This is a genomic window from Novosphingobium sp. KCTC 2891, assembly GCF_025938155.1.
Classification (GTDB): domain Bacteria; phylum Pseudomonadota; class Alphaproteobacteria; order Sphingomonadales; family Sphingomonadaceae; genus Novosphingobium.
Genome location: NZ_JAPCZG010000004.1, coordinates 19,390 through 35,159, shown reverse-complemented (window position 1 = coordinate 35,159; position 15,770 = coordinate 19,390). Strand labels below are relative to the sequence as shown.

General features: G+C 67.7%; 14 protein-coding genes, 1 tRNA gene and 1 other RNA gene. 8 read left to right on the top strand and 8 right to left on the bottom strand.

Going from position 1 to position 15,770, the window contains the following annotated elements; all coding sequences use genetic code 11:
* Nucleotides 1-1,074: an SPOR domain-containing protein gene (locus OLX02_RS09075; RefSeq protein ID WP_264422133.1), complete on the bottom strand. Its 1,074-nt coding sequence runs from the start codon at nt 1,072-1,074 to the stop codon at nt 1-3.
* 292 nt (nt 1,075-1,366) lie between these two features.
* Here OLX02_RS09075 and OLX02_RS09070 point away from each other — a divergent pair, with 292 nt between their 5' ends.
* Genes OLX02_RS09070 through OLX02_RS09060 form a run of 3 tightly spaced genes read left to right on the top strand, consistent with a single transcriptional unit; the run spans nt 1,367 to nt 4,082 of the window.
* Nucleotides 1,367-2,095: a ParA family protein gene (locus OLX02_RS09070; protein ID WP_264422131.1), complete on the top strand. Its 729-nt coding sequence runs from the start codon at nt 1,367-1,369 to the stop codon at nt 2,093-2,095.
* Between the two features lie 12 nt (nt 2,096-2,107).
* Nucleotides 2,108-2,725, top strand: a complete 618-nt coding sequence (locus OLX02_RS09065; RefSeq protein ID WP_264422129.1) for a hypothetical protein — start codon at nt 2,108-2,110, stop codon at nt 2,723-2,725.
* 22 nt (nt 2,726-2,747) lie between these two features.
* Entirely contained in the window at nt 2,748-4,082 is a 1,335-nt protein-coding gene (locus tag OLX02_RS09060; protein ID WP_264422127.1) for a tetratricopeptide repeat protein, read from the top strand.
* Between the two features lie 80 nt (nt 4,083-4,162).
* Here the strand turns inward: OLX02_RS09060 and OLX02_RS09055 are convergent, their stop codons facing one another.
* Both OLX02_RS09055 and OLX02_RS09050 read right to left on the bottom strand, forming a co-directional pair.
* Nucleotides 4,163-5,395: a dihydroorotase gene (locus OLX02_RS09055; RefSeq protein WP_264422125.1), complete on the bottom strand. Its 1,233-nt coding sequence runs from the start codon at nt 5,393-5,395 to the stop codon at nt 4,163-4,165.
* Nucleotides 5,392-6,435, bottom strand: coding sequence for an aspartate carbamoyltransferase catalytic subunit (locus tag OLX02_RS09050; protein WP_264422123.1), 1,044 nt, complete (start codon nt 6,433-6,435; stop codon nt 5,392-5,394). The genes OLX02_RS09055 and OLX02_RS09050 overlap by 4 nt, the downstream gene beginning before the upstream one ends.
* 84 nt (nt 6,436-6,519) lie before the next feature.
* On the opposite strand from OLX02_RS09050, the gene sppA reads away from it, so the two are divergent.
* The gene (gene sppA / locus OLX02_RS09045) at nt 6,520-8,400 is read left to right on the top strand and encodes a signal peptide peptidase SppA (RefSeq protein WP_264422121.1); all 1,881 of its coding nucleotides are present in this window, start codon (nt 6,520-6,522) and stop codon (nt 8,398-8,400) included.
* Between the two features lie 5 nt (nt 8,401-8,405).
* Here sppA and OLX02_RS09040 read toward each other — a convergent pair whose 3' ends face one another.
* Nucleotides 8,406-8,585, bottom strand: a complete 180-nt coding sequence (locus OLX02_RS09040; protein ID WP_264422119.1) for a hypothetical protein — start codon at nt 8,583-8,585, stop codon at nt 8,406-8,408.
* Nucleotides 8,586-8,738: 153 nt separating this feature from the next.
* On the opposite strand from OLX02_RS09040, the gene OLX02_RS09035 reads away from it, so the two are divergent.
* The 4 genes from OLX02_RS09035 to clpX all read left to right on the top strand — a co-directional run bounded on the left by OLX02_RS09035 (nt 8,739) and on the right by clpX (nt 12,773).
* Nucleotides 8,739-8,823 (top strand) — tRNA-Leu (locus OLX02_RS09035).
* A gap of 62 nt (nt 8,824-8,885) precedes the next feature.
* Nucleotides 8,886-10,463, top strand: a complete 1,578-nt coding sequence (gene tig, locus OLX02_RS09030) for a trigger factor (RefSeq protein ID WP_264422118.1) — start codon at nt 8,886-8,888, stop codon at nt 10,461-10,463.
* 192 nt (nt 10,464-10,655) lie between these two features.
* Nucleotides 10,656-11,366, top strand: coding sequence for an ATP-dependent Clp endopeptidase proteolytic subunit ClpP (gene clpP / locus OLX02_RS09025; protein ID WP_264422744.1), 711 nt, complete (start codon nt 10,656-10,658; stop codon nt 11,364-11,366).
* Between the two features lie 150 nt (nt 11,367-11,516).
* Nucleotides 11,517-12,773: an ATP-dependent Clp protease ATP-binding subunit ClpX gene (gene clpX / locus OLX02_RS09020; RefSeq protein ID WP_264422116.1), complete on the top strand. Its 1,257-nt coding sequence runs from the start codon at nt 11,517-11,519 to the stop codon at nt 12,771-12,773.
* Between the two features lie 113 nt (nt 12,774-12,886).
* Here clpX and OLX02_RS09015 read toward each other — a convergent pair whose 3' ends face one another.
* The 4 genes from OLX02_RS09015 to OLX02_RS09000 all read right to left on the bottom strand — a co-directional run bounded on the left by OLX02_RS09015 (nt 12,887) and on the right by OLX02_RS09000 (nt 15,662).
* Entirely contained in the window at nt 12,887-13,852 is a 966-nt protein-coding gene (locus OLX02_RS09015) for a cation diffusion facilitator family transporter (protein WP_264422114.1), read from the bottom strand.
* Between the two features lie 43 nt (nt 13,853-13,895).
* Nucleotides 13,896-14,304, bottom strand: an RNA gene (gene rnpB, locus OLX02_RS09010) — RNase P RNA component class A.
* 8 nt (nt 14,305-14,312) lie between these two features.
* Nucleotides 14,313-15,017, bottom strand: a complete 705-nt coding sequence (locus tag OLX02_RS09005) for an N-acetylmuramoyl-L-alanine amidase (RefSeq protein WP_264422113.1) — start codon at nt 15,015-15,017, stop codon at nt 14,313-14,315.
* Between the two features lie 3 nt (nt 15,018-15,020).
* Complete coding sequence (locus OLX02_RS09000; RefSeq protein WP_264422111.1) at nt 15,021-15,662, bottom strand: histidine phosphotransferase family protein; 642 nt, start codon at nt 15,660-15,662, stop codon at nt 15,021-15,023.
* Nucleotides 15,663-15,770: the final 108 nt, after the last annotated feature.

Below are 15,770 nucleotides of genomic sequence, written 5' to 3'. Positions count from 1 at the left end.
TCACGGCTTTACCACCAGGCACGATGCCCCGCCAGCCTTGAGCGCGGCGCAGGCGCGGGCCGCCTCGCCCTCGCTGGCGTAGCCGCCGGCCTGGAGGCGCGTGACGCCGCCGCTGCTGAGGTCGATCCGCGCATGGCCGGCGATTTCCGGCCGCGTGCGCACCCGCGCCCACAGCGCGTCGGCGTTCGCCTTCTGGCCGAACGCGCCAAGCTGCACGCGCCACGGTCCGGTTGCAGAGGGCTTGGCCGGGCGGGGTGCCGGCGCGGCTGTGGATATCGCGGCAGGCGTGATTCCCGCAGCCGATGGCCGCCGCGCGCGGGGCGGCAGCGTGACCGGGGATGCATAGTCGGCGCCGGTGGCGACTGGCCGCGATGGATCGTGCGTGTAGGCCGGGCTGGCAACTGGTGCCGAGACCGAGGGGGCCGGGGTTGGCAGCGGCGCGCCGGCAAGCGGCGGCCGCATTGCGCCAAGGTCGGCGGCGCCAAGCTGGGTGGCGCGCGCCTGCTCCGCCCGGCGGTCCAGATCGCCCGCCAGCGACGTGCCGAGCTGGCGCTGCTGGAGCGGGATCGCCTGGTTCATCACCGCTAGGCCGCTTACCGCTTGCGGCAGCCCGGTCGCCGCCGCGCGGGTCATCAGCGCATAGGCGCGGATCCAGTCCTTGGGCGCATAGTCGCCGTTGAACGCGGCGATGCCGACAAGGTACTGCGCGCGCGGTTCGCCGCGCAGGGCGGACTGCTCCAGCCACGGCATCGCCTCGCGCTGGCGTTCGGTCTGGAACAGCAGCAGCCCGTAGTTGTCCGCAGCGCGGGCATGGCCCTGCTCGGCGGCGGCGCGGTAGAGTTCCTCGGCGCGCTTGAGATCCGGAGTCACGCCGCGTCCGAGCTTGTAGGCCTGCGCCATGTTGAACTGCGCGTCGGGATCACCCTTGGCGGCGGCGCCCTGCCATTCGCGGATGGCGCGGGTGTAGTCGCCGCGCGACCACGCATCGACGCCGGCGCGGACATCGGCCAGCGCGGGGGACGCCAGAGTGCTGGCGCCGATCAGACACGAAACGAGGACAGCCGTGGCACGCATGAGCCGTCGATCCCTTGGACAATAGGCCACCGGGCGAGCCGGCCCGGCGCATGGTAGTGTGGGTTGCCCTGTCCGTCATGTCCCCGCGCGGCGGGGAACGGCGCAAAAGGCGTCCCTTTTCAAGGCAGCCTATAGTCAACGAGGCGTTAGCAAAGCCTTGACAGCTCGGCATGGCACTTCGCGGCGCTCCGTCACCGAACGGGCAGCGCGCGGGGGAGCCGGTGTTAACCAATATTTCAACCTGTTCTGCGATCCCCAAGGGTGAAACCGCACAGGCTTCCAGGGGGATACATTGCGCGTACTGGCATTGGCTTCGCAGAAAGGTGGGTCCGGCAAGACGACCTTGTCCGGACATCTCGCCGTTCAGGCGCAGCGCGCCGGCGCCGGCCCGGTCGTGCTGATCGACATCGACCCGCAAGGCTCGCTGTCCGACTGGTGGAACGAGCGCGAGGCCGAATTCCCGGCCTTTGCCCAGACCACGGTGGCCCGGCTTGCCAGCGATCTGGCGGTTTTGCGCCAGCAGGGCTTCAAACTGGCGGTGATCGATACGCCGCCCGCCATCACCATGGCGATCCAGTCTGTGATCGCGGTTTCCGAGCTTATCGTAGTGCCGACGCGGCCCAGCCCGCATGACCTTCGCGCCGTGGGGGCCACGGTCGATCTGTGCGAACGCGCCGGCAAGCCGCTGATCTTCGTGGTCAACGCCGCGACTCCGAAGGCGCGAATCACGTCCGAGGCAGCTGTTGCGCTGTCGCAGCATGGCACCGTCGCCCCGGTCACGCTGCACCACCGCACCGATTTTGCCGCCTCGATGATCGATGGCCGGACGGTGATGGAAGTCGATCCGCGCGGAAAGTCGGCGCAGGAGGTAACCGCGCTGTGGACGTACGTCTCTGAGCGACTCGAGAAGAACTTCCGCCGCACCGTGTTCGCCGTGCCGCAGCCGGCCGTCGCGCCGGCGGTCATGTCGGGCGCACCCCGGCCGATGGGCGGCTTCGGCCGCCGTGTGATCGGCTCTTAAGGGAGAGGCGGGATGAGCGACGCCAAGTCCTTCGCATCGCTGACGTCGGGCCTGCTCGCCCGCAAGGGCGCGGCGCGCCCGGCGATGCGCCCGCAGTTGCAGTCGCTTGCCTTCGAGGAACAGAGCCGCGTCGCGCTTGGCGGCGGTGGCGGCTACGTCCAATATGAGCCGCTGGCGCAGGAAGACCTTGGCTGGAACGACATGGGCGAGGATTTCCCCGCCGAATCGTTCGATTCGCCGATGGAGACCATGGCCCCGGCCCCGCCCGTCGTGCCGATCACGCCCGACGTGACGCCGCTGGCGGCAGAAGAAGCCAGTCGGCCTGAAGTGCTGCGACAGATCGAATCGCTGGCCGGGGTGATCAACCGCAAGGCCGAAATGGCCGCGCGAATCGCCGCCGAGGAAACCGTTGCCGCGCCGCGTCCTTCGCGGCGCAAGGGTTCGGCGCTCAAGGAAGGGCGCAAGGCCGCGTTTACCCTGCGCCTCGATGCCGAACGCCACTTGCGCCTCCGACTGGCATGCACGCTGGAAGACCGCAGCGCGCAGCACGTCGTGCTGGAAGCGCTCGACCAGTTCCTGGATGCCATTCCCGGCATCGACGATCTTGCCCGGCGCGCCCGCCGAAACTGACTCTCGAGAGAAGACCAGAACCATGACCAGTCGAGCCGAACCGAACAGCTTCAACCGCACCATGCGGCTCTGCGTTTCGACCGCGCTCGCGGCCGGCCTGCTGGCTGGCTGCACGGCGTCGGGCCCGCGCCCCTCGCGCCTTGTCGCCGGCGCCGACGCGGCGATGGCGAGCGGCCGGGTGGAAAAGGCGGTCTCGCTGGCCGAGCAGGCGGTCCTCTCCGATCCGCGCAACCCTGCCTATCGCACCTTGCTGGGCAATTCCTATCTCCGCGCGGGGCGGTTCGAATCGGCGCATCAGGCCTATGACGAGGCGATGCAGCTGGGCGAAGACAGCGGCAAGGCCGCGCTCAGCCTGGCGCTGGCGGACATCGCGATGGGCCGGATGGGCACCGCGATCGACACGCTGGACACTTATCGCGATTCGATCCCTGCGTCCGACTACGGACTCGCGCTGGCGATGGCGGGGCGCGCCGCGCAGGGCGTGACGGTGCTGACCGACGCGCTGCGGACAGGCGACAACACGCCGAAGCTGCGCCAGAACCTTGCCTATGCCTATGCGCTGGCAGGCCAGTGGCGACAGGCGCGCGTGATGGCGGCGCAGGACGTGCCGGCCGAGCAGCTCGACGGCCGGCTTCAGCAGTGGCTGCTGATGGCGCGTCCTTCGGATGTCCGTACCCGCGTGGCCACGCTGCTTGGCGCGCCGGTGCGCATGGATTCAGGCCAGCCGCAGGCACTGGCCCTCGCCAATTTCCCCGAAGCCCAGCTGCAGCAACAGGCTGCGGCGCAGCCCGTGGCCGCGCCTTCGGTCGAAGCTCCTGCGCTGGCGCAGGCCGCTGCGCAGGAACTGCCACCTGTGGCTGAGCCTGCGGCACCCGCCCCCGCGGTGGCCGATGCCTCGCAAGCGCCGCAAGGCGTGCTGGCCGCGGTCGACAATCTTTCCTCCGCGCGTCCCGCAGCGGCCCCGCAGCCTTACCGGCTCGCTGGTTCCTACTCAGCGCGCGCTGCCGCTCCCGCCGCGCGGGTCCGGCCCGCTGCGGTTGCTGCCACTTCGGTTGGCGGCGGGAGCCATCTGGTCCAGCTTGGCGCGTTCTCGACCTCGGTCGGCGCGCAGCGCGCATGGCGACATTTTGCAGCGAAGAACCCCGCGCTCGCCGCGCATCGCAGTGTGATCACGCAGGTCTCGGTGCGCGGGCACCAGTTCTGGCGCGTCCAGGCGGCGGGCTTCGCCGGCTACGGCGCCGCCAGCACGATGTGCGGCACGGTGAAGGCCAAGGGCGGGGCGTGCCTGGTGATGGCATCGCCACAAAATGCGATTCCCGGAACTGCGGTGGAAACCCGTTTCGCCCGGCGGCGTTGAGTAAGCGTTACGATACCCTGACGAACCACCTCAAGGCCGGGCACATGCCCGGCCTTTTCTTTGGCTCAGCCTTGTTGCGGTCAGTCGATCCGCGCGCCGCCCTTGAACAGGCCCAGCACGCGCCCCTCCACCGGGCGCCGGTCGAACGGGGTGTTGCCCGCGCTGGCTGCCATCTTGTCGGTCTTGACGATCCACGGCCGTTCCGGATCGACCAGCGCGATGTCAGCTTCCGCGCCAGTTTCCAGCCGGCCAGCCGCCACGCCCAGCAGCTTCGCCGGATTGGCGGCGAGCAGCGCGAAGGCGCGCGCCATGTCGATATGCCCGTCGCGTACCAGCGTAAGCGTGAGCGGCAGCAGCGTTTCCGCGCCCGCCATGCCCGGCTCCGCATCGGCGAAGGGCAGGCGCTTGTCTTCGGGTCCACGGGGATCGTGGCCTGACGAAATCACGTCGATCGTGCCGTCGGCAATCGCGGCGATCACGGCCTTGCGATCCGCATCGGGCCGCAGCGGCGGCGACATCCGGCAGAACGTCCTGAAGTCCGCCAGTTCAAGGTCCGAGAGCATGAAGTGCGCGGGCGTGACCCCGGCAGTGACGCGAATGCCCTTCGCCTTCGCCGCCCGCACCAGATCCAGCGCGCGCGCCGTGGTCACCTGCCGGAAATGGACATGCGCGCCGGACAGCTCGGCCAGCGCGATGTCGCGTGCCACGGCCAGCGCCTCGGCTTCGGCCGGCGCGGAGGGCAGGCCCAGTCGGGTCGCCATTTCGCCCGCCGTGGCCACCGCGCTGCCAGTGATTCCGGCGTCCTCCGCGTGCGTCACGACGACAAGGCCGAGCATCGCGCAATAGGACAGCAGACGCAGCATCACGCCCGAATCGCCGATCCACTGGCGCCCGGTGGCGACCGCGCGCGCGCCCGCATCGCGCATCAGGGCGAGCTCGGCGAGGTGCGTGCCCTCCAGCCCGAGCGTCGCGGCGGCCAGCGGGTGAACCCACATGTCAGGCTTGCCCGACTGCGCGGCGAACCGCACGCGCGCCGGATGATCGAGCGGCGGTCCCTGATCGGGCATCAGGGCGGCGCGGGTGATTCCGCCGAAATGGAACGCAGGCTTGTCGACCGAGAACACGCCCAGATCGACAAGGCCGGGCGCGATCAGCGCGCCCTTGGCATCGACCACCTGATCGCCGTTCTGCGGCACCACGTCGGCGCCCACGGCGACGATGTGGCCATCGGCGCAGCGCACGGCACCGGGAACGGGTGCGCCCGAGGGCAGGACCAGCCGACCGCCTGTGATGGTCAGGGGGCAGGGGATCATGCGCGGGTTCCTTCGATCTCGGTCCAGCCGGGCAGGCGGCGTGCGCGGCGGGTCAGCACGTCAAGGCAGGCCATGCGGATGGCGACGCCGCTTTCGACCTGCCGGGTGATCAGGCTGCGGCTGGGATGATCGGCCACCTGGCTGTCGATTTCGACCCCACGGTTCATCGGGCCAGGGTGCATCACCAGCGCGTCCGGCTCGGCCTTGGCCAGCCGGTCGAGAGTCAGCCCGTACAAGTGCCGGTATTCGCGCGGGGAGGGGATGAACTGGCCCTGCATCCGCTCCTGCTGGAGCCGGAGCATCATGACGATGTTCGCGCCCTTCAGAGCGGCGTCGAAATCGTGGAACGGCTGAACGCCCATGGCCTCGATTTCGGCGGGCATCAGCGCGGGCGGCGCGCAGACGCGGATGTCGGCGCCCAGCGCCGTCAGGCTGAGGATGTTCGAGCGCGCCACGCGGCTATGCAGGATGTCGCCGCAGATGGTGACTTTCAGCCCGTTGAGATCGCTGCCCGGCGCCAGTCCCAGCGCCTGGCGGATGGTCAGCGCATCGAGCAGCGCCTGGGTGGGGTGCTCGTGCTGGCCATCGCCTGCGTTGAGAACCGGGCAATCGACCATTTCGGCGATCAGCCGCACCGCGCCCGAACTGCCGTGGCGGATCACGATGGCGTCGGCGCGCATGGCGTTGAGCGTCATCGCCGTGTCGATCAGCGTCTCGCCCTTCTTCACGCTGCTGGTGGCGGCGTGCATGTTGACCACGTCTGCTCCCAGCCGCTTGCCCGCGATCTCGAACGACAGCAGCGTGCGGGTGGAATTCTCGAAGAAGGCGTTGATGATGGTCAGGCCGGACAGGACTTCGGCCCGCTTGTGTGGCTGGCGGTTCAGCTCGACCCACTGCTCGGCTTCGTCGAGCAGGTAGAGAATTTCGTGCCGGGCAAGCTGGGCAATGCCGGTCAGGTCGCGGTGCACGAAGGCGAGGCCGCCTTCGGGATAGCGGCCGGTTCGGCGGGGTTCGGCGGGGGTGGGGTTCGATGGTTGCATCGAATACCACGCCCTAATCCGGTGCGCCCCGCCGCTCAAGCCTTTGGGGTGGCAAGAAAGGCCGGCGCCCCGTAGATATCCCCCATGAACTTTGCCCGCTCGGTCTGGAAAATCCTCGTCGCGATCAAGGATGGCCTCGTCCTCCTGCTCCTGTTGCTGTTCTTTTGGGCGCTCTATGCGCTGCTGACGCTGCGGCCGACGCCGGGGATGGTGCATGAAGGCGCGCTCTACCTGCCGCTGGATGGCCCGGTTGTGGAGGAGCGGACGCGGCTCGATCCCACCTCGCTGCTGTTTTCTCAGGACCGGCCGCACCGCGAATACCAGACGCGCGACCTTGTCCGCGCGATCGAGGGAGCCGCTGGCGATGAGCGGATCAAGGCCGTGGTGCTCGATCTGCAGGACTTCGGCGGCGGCAGCCAGGTTGCGCTGTCGCGTATCGGCGCGGCGATGGACAAGGTGCGCAGCGCGAAGAAGCCGGTGCTGGTCCGCGCGGTGCTCTACACCGACGACAGCGTGCAACTGGCGGCCCACGCCAGCGAGGCATGGGTCGATCCCGTCGGCGGGGTTGCCGTGATGGGGCCTGGCGGCACGCAGCTCTATTACAAGGCGCTGCTGGACCGGCTCCAGGTGAAAGCGCACATCTTCAAGGTCGGCACCTACAAGAGCGCGGTCGAACCGTTCATGCGCGGCGATGCCTCGCCCGAGGCGAAGGACGCGCTCCGCGCCGTCTATTCCGCGCTGTGGGAGGATTGGCAGGCCGACGTGAAGAAGGCCCGGCCCAAGGCGGACCTCGTCCCCGTCACCACCGATCCGGTCAAGTGGCTCGCCGCCTCGGGCGGGGACGCGGCGCAGGCGGCGGTCAAGGCCGGGCTGGTCGATCGCATCGGGGACAAGGTGGCCTTCGGCCGCCGCGTGGCGGAGATCGTGGGCGCGGACCCTGCCGGCTCGGACGGCGCGTTCCGCGCGACCAAGCTGGGTGCCTATCTCGCTGACCGGCCAGAGCCGACTGGTGGCAAGGCGATCGCGGTCGTCACCGTGGCGGGCAACATCGTCGACGGGGACGCCGGGCCGGGCGCAGCGGGAGGCGATCGCATTGCCGACCTGATCGACGAGGCGGCGACGCGGGGCAACTACGCGGCGCTGGTGGTGCGGGTCGATTCGCCGGGTGGTTCGGTGCTGGCCGCCGAACGTATCCGCGCCGCGATCGAGCGCATGAAGCAGCGCAAGGTGCCGGTCGTCGTCTCGATGGGCAGCCTTGCGGCCAGCGGCGGCTACTGGGTCTCCACCCCCGCTGACCGAATCTTTGCCGAACCAGCCACGATCACTGGCTCGATCGGCGTGTTTGCGGTCATTCCAAGCTTCGAGGATGCACTCGCCAAGCTGGGCGTGACCACCGACGGCGTCCGCACCACGCCGCTGTCGGGGCAGCCGGACATTCTCGGCGGGCTGACCCCGCAGGCCGAAGCTGTGACCCAGAACGAGGTCGAGAACATCTACGGCCGCTTCGTCGGGCTCGTCGCCAAATCGCGGGGCAAGACCCCGGCGCAGGTCGATGCGATTGCGCAGGGGCGCATCTGGGATGGCGGCACCGCTCGTCAGCTTGGGCTGGTCGACCAGTTCGGCGGGATCGAGGATGCGCTGGCTTACGCTGCCAAGCTGGCGAAAGTGGAAGCGTGGCACCCGGTCTGGCTGGGCGCGGCGCGGGACCCGTTCCAGAGCCTGCTCGAACAGATGGCGGGCACCAATGCCGACGAAAGCCAGGCACGCGCGCACGATATCGCCGCGCTTGTCTCGCGCCGCCAGCTGGCGCTGGCCGACCGCCTTGCCGCCGACCTCGGCCGCCTGATGGGGGGCGAGGGTGCGCAGGCCTATTGCCTTGAATGTGCCGGTCTTTCCGCGCCGGATCGCGGAACTGCCGCCGCGCGCGAGGGCTGGTTGATCGCCCTCGCGCGACTGGCGCGCTGAAGCCTTCAGTCCGGCAGGGAGGGGGTTTCCTGCGGGCTGCCCGGGTCGATCGTGTCCGGCCCGACCGGCTCGACCTCGCCGGGCTGACCGCCGGGTTCTTCGGCGGGAAAGGGTTGGGGTGGGGCTTCGGGCGGGGACTGCGGATCTATGCGGTCGGGCTGGGGTGTGTCTGGTTGCGTGGCCATCGTCTCTCCTTCTCGGGTGCCGGCAATCGGCTGAACGGCCGGGAACATAGCACGGTTCCTCGCGCGTTTCCTCGCGTCAACCCCGCACCGGTCCAACGACGCTTGCCCTTTTCCGCCCCGTGCGATAGGGGCGCGCTTCGCTTTTCGCCGGACGCGGGCGTGGCGGAACTGGTAGACGCGCTGGATTTAGGTTCCAGTATCGCAAGATGTGGGGGTTCGAGTCCCTTCGCCCGCACCAGAGCCGCCAAGGCCGGCTCCGTTTTCAAATGACGCGACGTCATACGAGAAAGATGGATCAGGATGCAGATCGTCGAAACCAGCAACGAGGGCCTGAAGCGCGCCTACACCGTGACCATCGCGGCGGCGGACATCGCCTCGCGAATCGAAGGTGAAGTCAAGAAGGTTGCCCCCCAGGTGCGTATGCCCGGCTTCCGCGCCGGCAAGGTTCCCGCCAACCTCGTGCGCAAGATGCACGGCCCGGCCCTGCATCAGGAAGCGCTCAACACCTCCATCCGCGAAGCGATGGACAAGCTTGTGGCCGACCACAAGCTGCGTCCCGCGATGCAGCCCGACGTGGCGCTGGGTGAAGGCTACGAGGAAGGCAAGGACGCCGAGCTGACCGTCAGCCTCGAAGTGCTGCCCGAGATCACCGTGCCCTCGCTCGAAGGCATCAAGCTCGAGCGCCTGGTCGTTCCGGTCAGCGAAGAGCAGGTCGACGAGCAGGTCGAGCGCATCGCGTCCGGCCAGAAGAAGTTCTCCGACGCCGAGGACGGCGCCGAGGCCAAGGATGGCGACCAGCTGGTCATCGATTTCGTCGGCAAGGTCGACGGCGTGGCGTTCGACGGCGGTTCGGCCGAAGACCAGACGCTCGAAATCGGTTCGGGCCGTTTCATCCCCGGCTTCGAGGAGCAGCTCGTCGGCGCGAAGAAGGGTGACGAGAAGACCATCACCGTCACTTTCCCCGAGGACTATCCGGCCGAAAACCTCAAGGGCAAGGAAGCCACGTTCGACATCACCGTGAAGGCGGTGAAGAACCCGGGCGAGTTCGTTGCCGACGACGAGTTCGCCAAGATGCTCGGCCTCGAAAGCCTCGAGCAGCTGCGCGGCCTCCTCAAGGGCCAGATCGAGCAGGAAACGGCCGGTCTGACCCGCACCGCCATGAAGCGCTCGCTGCTCGACCAGCTGGCCGCCGGCCACGACTTCGCGGTTCCGCCCTCGATGGTGGAAGCCGAATTCGCCCAGATCTGGCAGCAGCTCGAGCATGAAGCCGGCCACGAGGAAGACCCGGCGGAAGCGCTGAAGGAAATCGAGGCTGAAAAGGACGATTACCGCAAGATCGCCGAGCGCCGCGTGCGCCTCGGTCTGCTCCTGTCGGAAATCGGCCAGGCCAACGGCGTGCAGGTCTCGCAGCAGGAAATGGAAATGCTGATCCGCCAGGCGGCGCAGCAGTACCGTGAGGAAGACCGCCAGCGTTTCCTCGAATACGTGCGCAACGAGCCGCTCGCCGCCGCCCAGCTGCGCGCGCCGCTCTACGAGGAAAAGGTCGTCGACTTCCTGTTCGACAAGGCCGAAGTCGCTGAGCGTGAAGTGACGCGCGACGAGCTTCAGGCCGCGATCGAAGCGGACGAGAACGGCGCCGCGCCGGCAGCCAAGCCCGCCGCGAAGAAGAAGGCTCCGGCCAAGAAGGCCGCCGCCGAGGCTTCGGCCGAAGCTGCTGATGCCGACGAAGGCGAGGAAAAGCCGGCTGCGAAGAAGAAGGCTCCGGCCAAGAAGGCTGCTGCCGAGGCTCCGGCCGAAGCTGCTGATGCCGACGAAGGCGAGGAAAAGCCCGCTGCCAAGAAGAAGGCTCCGGCCAAGAAGAAGGCTGAAGAAGCCTGATTGCTGCGCGCCCGCCCCGGCGGGCGCCAGCCATTGCCCACGGCCCGGCACGTTCCGCACGTGCCGGGCCGTTGTCGTTTGGGCATATGGGGCCGTTTCGATACACGGGATTGTGCCGATGCGTGCTTAACGCCCTTGAACATCGGTTCGGGGCACGCGACATAGGCTTTCGCAAATCACATGAGGATTCCCATGCTCGACCTGTTCGGCGCCTCCAGCGCTAGTGTTTATGGAACTCAGGGACAGTTCACCACCGATCCCGTCACCGGCGCGCTGATCCCCGTCGTTGTCGAGCAGTCCAGCCGCGGTGAGCGGAGCTTCGACATCTATTCGCGCCTGCTGCGCGAACGGATCATTTTCGTGACCGGCGAAGTCGAGGACCACATGGCCTCGGTGATCGTCGCCCAGCTCCTGTTCCTCGAGTCGGAAAATCCGTCGAAGGACATCTCGATGTACATCAACTCGCCGGGCGGCGTCGTCACGGCGGGCATGGCGATCCATGACACCATGCAGTACATCCGTCCGCGCGTTTCGACCGTGTGCATCGGCCAGGCCGCCTCGATGGGGTCGTTCCTGCTGGCGGCGGGCGAGCCGGGCATGCGCATCGCGCTGCCCAACGCCCGCATCATGGTCCACCAGCCCTCGGGCGGCGCGCGCGGCATGGCCTCGGATATCGAGATCCAGGCGCGCGAGATCCTGCGCATCCGCAAGCGGATGAACGACCTCTACGTCAAGTACACCGGCCGCACGCTCGAAGAGATCGAGAAGGCGATGGACCGCGACACGTTCCTCGAAGCGGACGAAGCGCGCACCTTCGGACTTGTGGACAAGGTGTTCGAATCGCGTCCCGCAACGGACCAGACCGGCGTGGAAGAAGGTTCGGGCGGCGCGCCCAACGCCTGATTTTTCCTTGTCCTGCGGCATCTTAAGCTTGGCGAAAGGTGCCGCGGGATAAGGGAAATTCTTTCAGTTTTTGTGTCCGGTTGATTAATGCCCTTGCGGTAGTAGGATAATCGGGCCCGCCTCTCCAGGAGAGGCGTCTGGGATACAAGAATGACCAAGCTTTCCGGATCGGATACCAAGAGCACCCTCTACTGCAGCTTCTGCGGTAAGTCGCAGCATGAGGTGCGTAAGCTGATTGCCGGGCCGACCGTGTTCATCTGCGATGAATGCGTCGAGCTGTGCAATGACATCATCCGCGAGGAAACGAAGGCGGGCATTGCCGGCAAGAAGGACGGCGGCGTCCCCACCCCGCGTGATATCTTCGAGACGCTGAACGATTACGTGATCGGCCAGGACCGCGCCAAGCGCGTGCTTTCGGTGGCCGTGCACAATCACTACAAGCGGCTGAAGCACAGCGGCAAGGGCGGCGAAGTCGAACTGTCGAAGTCGAACATCCTGCTTGTCGGCCCCACCGGTTCGGGCAAGACGCTGCTCGCGCAGACGCTGGCCAAGACGTTCGACGTGCCCTTCACCATGGCCGACGCCACGACGTTGACCGAAGCGGGCTACGTCGGCGAGGATGTCGAGAACATCATCCTCAAGCTGCTTCAGGCTTCCGACTACAACGTCGAGAAGGCGCAGCACGGCATCGTCTACATCGACGAGATCGACAAGATCAGCCGCAAGGCGGAGAACCCCTCGATCACGCGTGACGTGTCGGGCGAAGGCGTGCAGCAGGCCCTGCTCAAGCTGATGGAAGGCACCACCGCCTCCGTCCCGCCGCAGGGTGGCCGCAAGCATCCGCAGCAGGAATTCCTGCAGGTGGACACCACCAACATCCTGTTCATCTGCGGCGGCGCGTTCGCCGGCCTTGAGAAGATCATTGCCGACCGCCTGCAGAAGCGCTCGATCGGCTTCGGCGCGCACGTTGCCGATCCCGACAAGCGCAAGGTGGGCGAACTGCTCCAGAAGGCCGAGCCGGAAGACCTGCTCAAGTTCGGGCTGATTCCCGAATTCGTCGGCCGTCTGCCGGTGATCGCCACGCTTGAAGACCTCGACATCGAGGCGCTGGTCAAGATCCTGCGCGAACCCAAGAACGCGCTGGTCAAGCAGTATGCCAAGCTGTTCGAGCTGGAAGACGTGGCGCTGACCTTCACCGACGACGCGCTGGAAGCGATCGCCAGGAAGGCCATCGAACGCAAGACCGGGGCGCGCGGCCTGCGCTCGATCGTCGAGAGCCTGCTGCTCGACACCATGTTCGACGTGCCGACTGAGACCGACATCGCCGAAGTCGTGGTCGACAAGGACGTGGTCGATGGCCGCAAGGAACCGGTCCGCGTGCTGAAGGGCAAGGAACAGGCGGCCTGATCGCCTGACACCCCAGGCATAGCCCGGAAACGAAAAAGCCCCGCCGGTCCGGCGGGGCTTTTTTCATGACCCGGAGTCGCATGATCCCGCGCGAGTCACCGTGGCGCGCGTGGTCAGACCACCGCTTCGCTTTCCAGCGCACACGTGTGCTGGTCGGGCGCGATCTCGATCTGGATCGTGGCGTGGCCGATGCCGAAGTCGTCCTCCAGCTCGTGCGCCAGATGGTGCAGGAAGCCGTCGCCGGGATGGCCAGTCGGGATCACGAGATGGGCGGTCAGCGCGGTCTCCGTGGTGCTCATCGGCCAGATGTGGAGATCGTGCACCGCCGCGACGCCGGGCTGTGCCGACAGGAACGTGCGGACGGCGTTTTCATCGATGCCGGGGGGCACGGCGTGGAGGCCCATCTTGAGCGCGTCCTTGAGCAGTCCCCAGGTGCCGCGCGCGATCACGCCGACGATGATGAGGCTGGTTACCGGATCGATCCACTGGGCACCGGTTTGCTGGATCAGCAGCCCGGCGACGACCACGCCCGCCGAAACCGCCGCGTCGGCCATCATGTGCAGGTAGGCGCCGCGCACGTTGATGTCGTGATGGCGTCCGCGCATGAACATCAGCGCGGTGGCGGTGTTGATCAGGATGCCGACCGCCGCGACGGCCATGACCGGACCGGCGGCGACAGGCTGCGGATCGGCCAGCCGGCGCAGCGTTTCGACCGTGATGGCGCCCAGTGCAACCAGCAACAGCGCGGCATTGCCCAGCGCCGCCAGGATCGAACTGGACTTGAAGCCATAGGTGAACCGCGCCGAGGGCGGGCGCGCGGCCAGCACGGCGGCGGCCCAGGCGATGACGAGGCCGAGCACGTCGGACAGGTTGTGCCCGGCGTCCGCCACCAACGCCATCGATCCGGCGATGATGCCATAGCCCGCCTCGACCAGGACAAATCCGGTGTTGAGGACGATGCCGACCGCGAAGGCACGGCCGAAGTCCGCCGGGGCATGGGAATGCCCATGTCCATGATGGTGGCCCTGGCCGTGACCGTGATCATGGCCGTGGTGATGATGGTGGTGAGCGCCCGACATGGCGCCTCCCTACCCGGTTGGACCGAAAGGGGAAATCTTTTGAAACGCCAGGGGACCTGTAAGCCGGGTTCTGTCCTGCCGACGGTATCCCACGGGTGGACCGTATCGGCAGGGGCAGCCATTCCTCTTGGCGACACGTTGCCGTGCCGCTCTAGCAATCAACCCGGGCTGCTGGCCCAAAACCAGCCTGCCGATCGCTCGGCGCGCAGCCCCTATTCGATCTTGCTCCGAGTGGGGTTTGCCATGCCGCTTCCGTTACCGGTCGCGCGGTGCGCTCTTACCGCACCCTTTCACCCTTGCTGCCCCTTGCGGGGTTAGCGGTCTGCTCTCTGTGGCACTTTCCCTAATCCCCGCTTGCGCGGAGACCGGCGGGCGTTACCCGCCACCCTTGTTTCGTGGAGCCCGGACTTTCCTCGGCATCGTGAAGATGACGCGGCTGCCCGGTCCCCTGGCGCGCCGCTTACCTAGCATGGCCCAGGTCGCGCTCCAACAGGAGTTCGAACAGGAGCGCGCCGATCTGGCCGTCGATCTCTCCGGTGATGCGGTGTGGGCGCCACCGGCGTTCGAAGGCGCGGATTGCGGCGGCACGGTCCGAGATGTCATAGCCGAAGCGTTCGAGCGCCAGGAAGAAGGCACCATCGTTGTCGAACAGCAGCCTCATCTTCAGCTTGGGGCGGGCCAGCGCAAGGCGGTATCGCGCGAGCAGGTCCCAGTCGAACAATTCGCCCGGATCGGTCTTGCGCGCGGGGGCGATGTCCGAATGGCCCACCACGTTGGCGCGCGGAATGCCGTGGCGCTTCACGATGTCCGCCAGCAGCGGAACCAGCGCTTCCATCTGTGCATCGGGGAAGGGGCGATAGCCCCAATCGTGGCCCGGATTGACCAGCTCGATCCCCACAGAGGCGGAGTTGATGTCGGTCTCGCCGCGCCAATAGGAGCGCCCTGCGTGCCACGCGCGCTTGTCCTCGGGCACGAGTCGGGTGACCGTGCCGTCCTCGTCGATCATGTAATGCGCGCTGACTTCGGCGGCGGGATCGCACATCCGTTCCAGCGCTTCGCCGGCGGTCTGCATCCCGGTGTAGTGCAGCACCGCCATCGACACGGGCCGCTTGCGCTCGTTCCAGTTGGGGGAAGCGATCTCCCGGTGGACGAGCCAGCGGTTCATCGGTCAGGCGGCCGGAAGCACCGCGCCCATCACCAGCGCATCGGCCGCGACGTGGACCTGCACGCCGCCGCCAAGACTGGCCGCAAGCTGCTGGATCATCGCTGCGGGGGCGGTGCGGCTCGACAGTTCGCTGCCGGGCAGCGTGCCGTCCAGCGCCTGCCCGATCGCCGGGTCGAACGCGATGCGCTGGCCGCTGGCGCGCACCACGATCTCGCTGCCGCCCTCATGCGCTTCCGCGCCGATGTCCAGCGTGCCGCCGCGCACCAGCGCGTCGATCGCGATCAGCGAGAGGTTGAGCAGCGTCTTCACCGCCGGCTTGGGCAGGCTGTCGCCGCCCAGCACCCAGTTCACCGCGATGCGGCCATTGTTGCCCACCAGCGCGTCGACAAGGCTGCGGGCCTCGGCCAGCGGCACCATGTCTCCGAAGCCGCCCGCCGCCCCGAAGGCGAGACGGAAGAAGCGAAGCTTGTCAGCCGAGATCTTCGCGCTCTGTTCGAGCAGTTCGAAGCACTTCTGGCGCATCGCCGGGTCCTTCTCCTCGGCGAGGAGTTCAAGGCCGTTGGAAAGCGCGCCCACCGGGCTCAGCAGGTCATGGCACAGCCGCGAGCAGAGCAGGCTGGCGAGGTCGAGCGAAACGGCGGTCATGTGTGGGCCTGGCGTCCTTCCGGCGGGGTATTTGACACGGTTGACACTGTCCTGGGAAGAAAACCGGCGGCGTCCGCAAGGGGACTTGCGGGGAGCCGGGGCAGCAAT

What these genes read in the sequence shown, in the direction of transcription:
- OLX02_RS09075 (WP_264422133.1), bottom strand. Translation starts at nt 1,074, where the DNA reads ATGCGTGCCACGGCTGTCCTCGTTTCGTGTCTGATCGGCGCCAGCACT.
- OLX02_RS09065 (WP_264422129.1), top strand. Translation starts at nt 2,108, where the DNA reads ATGAGCGACGCCAAGTCCTTCGCATCGCTGACGTCGGGCCTGCTCGCC.
- OLX02_RS09060 (WP_264422127.1), top strand. Translation starts at nt 2,748, where the DNA reads ATGACCAGTCGAGCCGAACCGAACAGCTTCAACCGCACCATGCGGCTC.
- OLX02_RS09055 (WP_264422125.1), bottom strand. Translation starts at nt 5,395, where the DNA reads ATGATCCCCTGCCCCCTGACCATCACAGGCGGTCGGCTGGTCCTGCCC.
- OLX02_RS09050 (WP_264422123.1), bottom strand. Translation starts at nt 6,435, where the DNA reads ATGCAACCATCGAACCCCACCCCCGCCGAACCCCGCCGAACCGGCCGC.
- sppA (WP_264422121.1), top strand. Translation starts at nt 6,520, where the DNA reads ATGAACTTTGCCCGCTCGGTCTGGAAAATCCTCGTCGCGATCAAGGAT.
- OLX02_RS09040 (WP_264422119.1), bottom strand. Translation starts at nt 8,585, where the DNA reads ATGGCCACGCAACCAGACACACCCCAGCCCGACCGCATAGATCCGCAG.
- tig (WP_264422118.1), top strand. Translation starts at nt 8,886, where the DNA reads ATGCAGATCGTCGAAACCAGCAACGAGGGCCTGAAGCGCGCCTACACC.
- clpP (WP_264422744.1), top strand. Translation starts at nt 10,656, where the DNA reads ATGCTCGACCTGTTCGGCGCCTCCAGCGCTAGTGTTTATGGAACTCAG.
- clpX (WP_264422116.1), top strand. Translation starts at nt 11,517, where the DNA reads ATGACCAAGCTTTCCGGATCGGATACCAAGAGCACCCTCTACTGCAGC.
- OLX02_RS09015 (WP_264422114.1), bottom strand. Translation starts at nt 13,852, where the DNA reads ATGTCGGGCGCTCACCACCATCATCACCACGGCCATGATCACGGTCAC.
- OLX02_RS09005 (WP_264422113.1), bottom strand. Translation starts at nt 15,017, where the DNA reads ATGAACCGCTGGCTCGTCCACCGGGAGATCGCTTCCCCCAACTGGAAC.
- OLX02_RS09000 (WP_264422111.1), bottom strand. Translation starts at nt 15,662, where the DNA reads ATGACCGCCGTTTCGCTCGACCTCGCCAGCCTGCTCTGCTCGCGGCTG.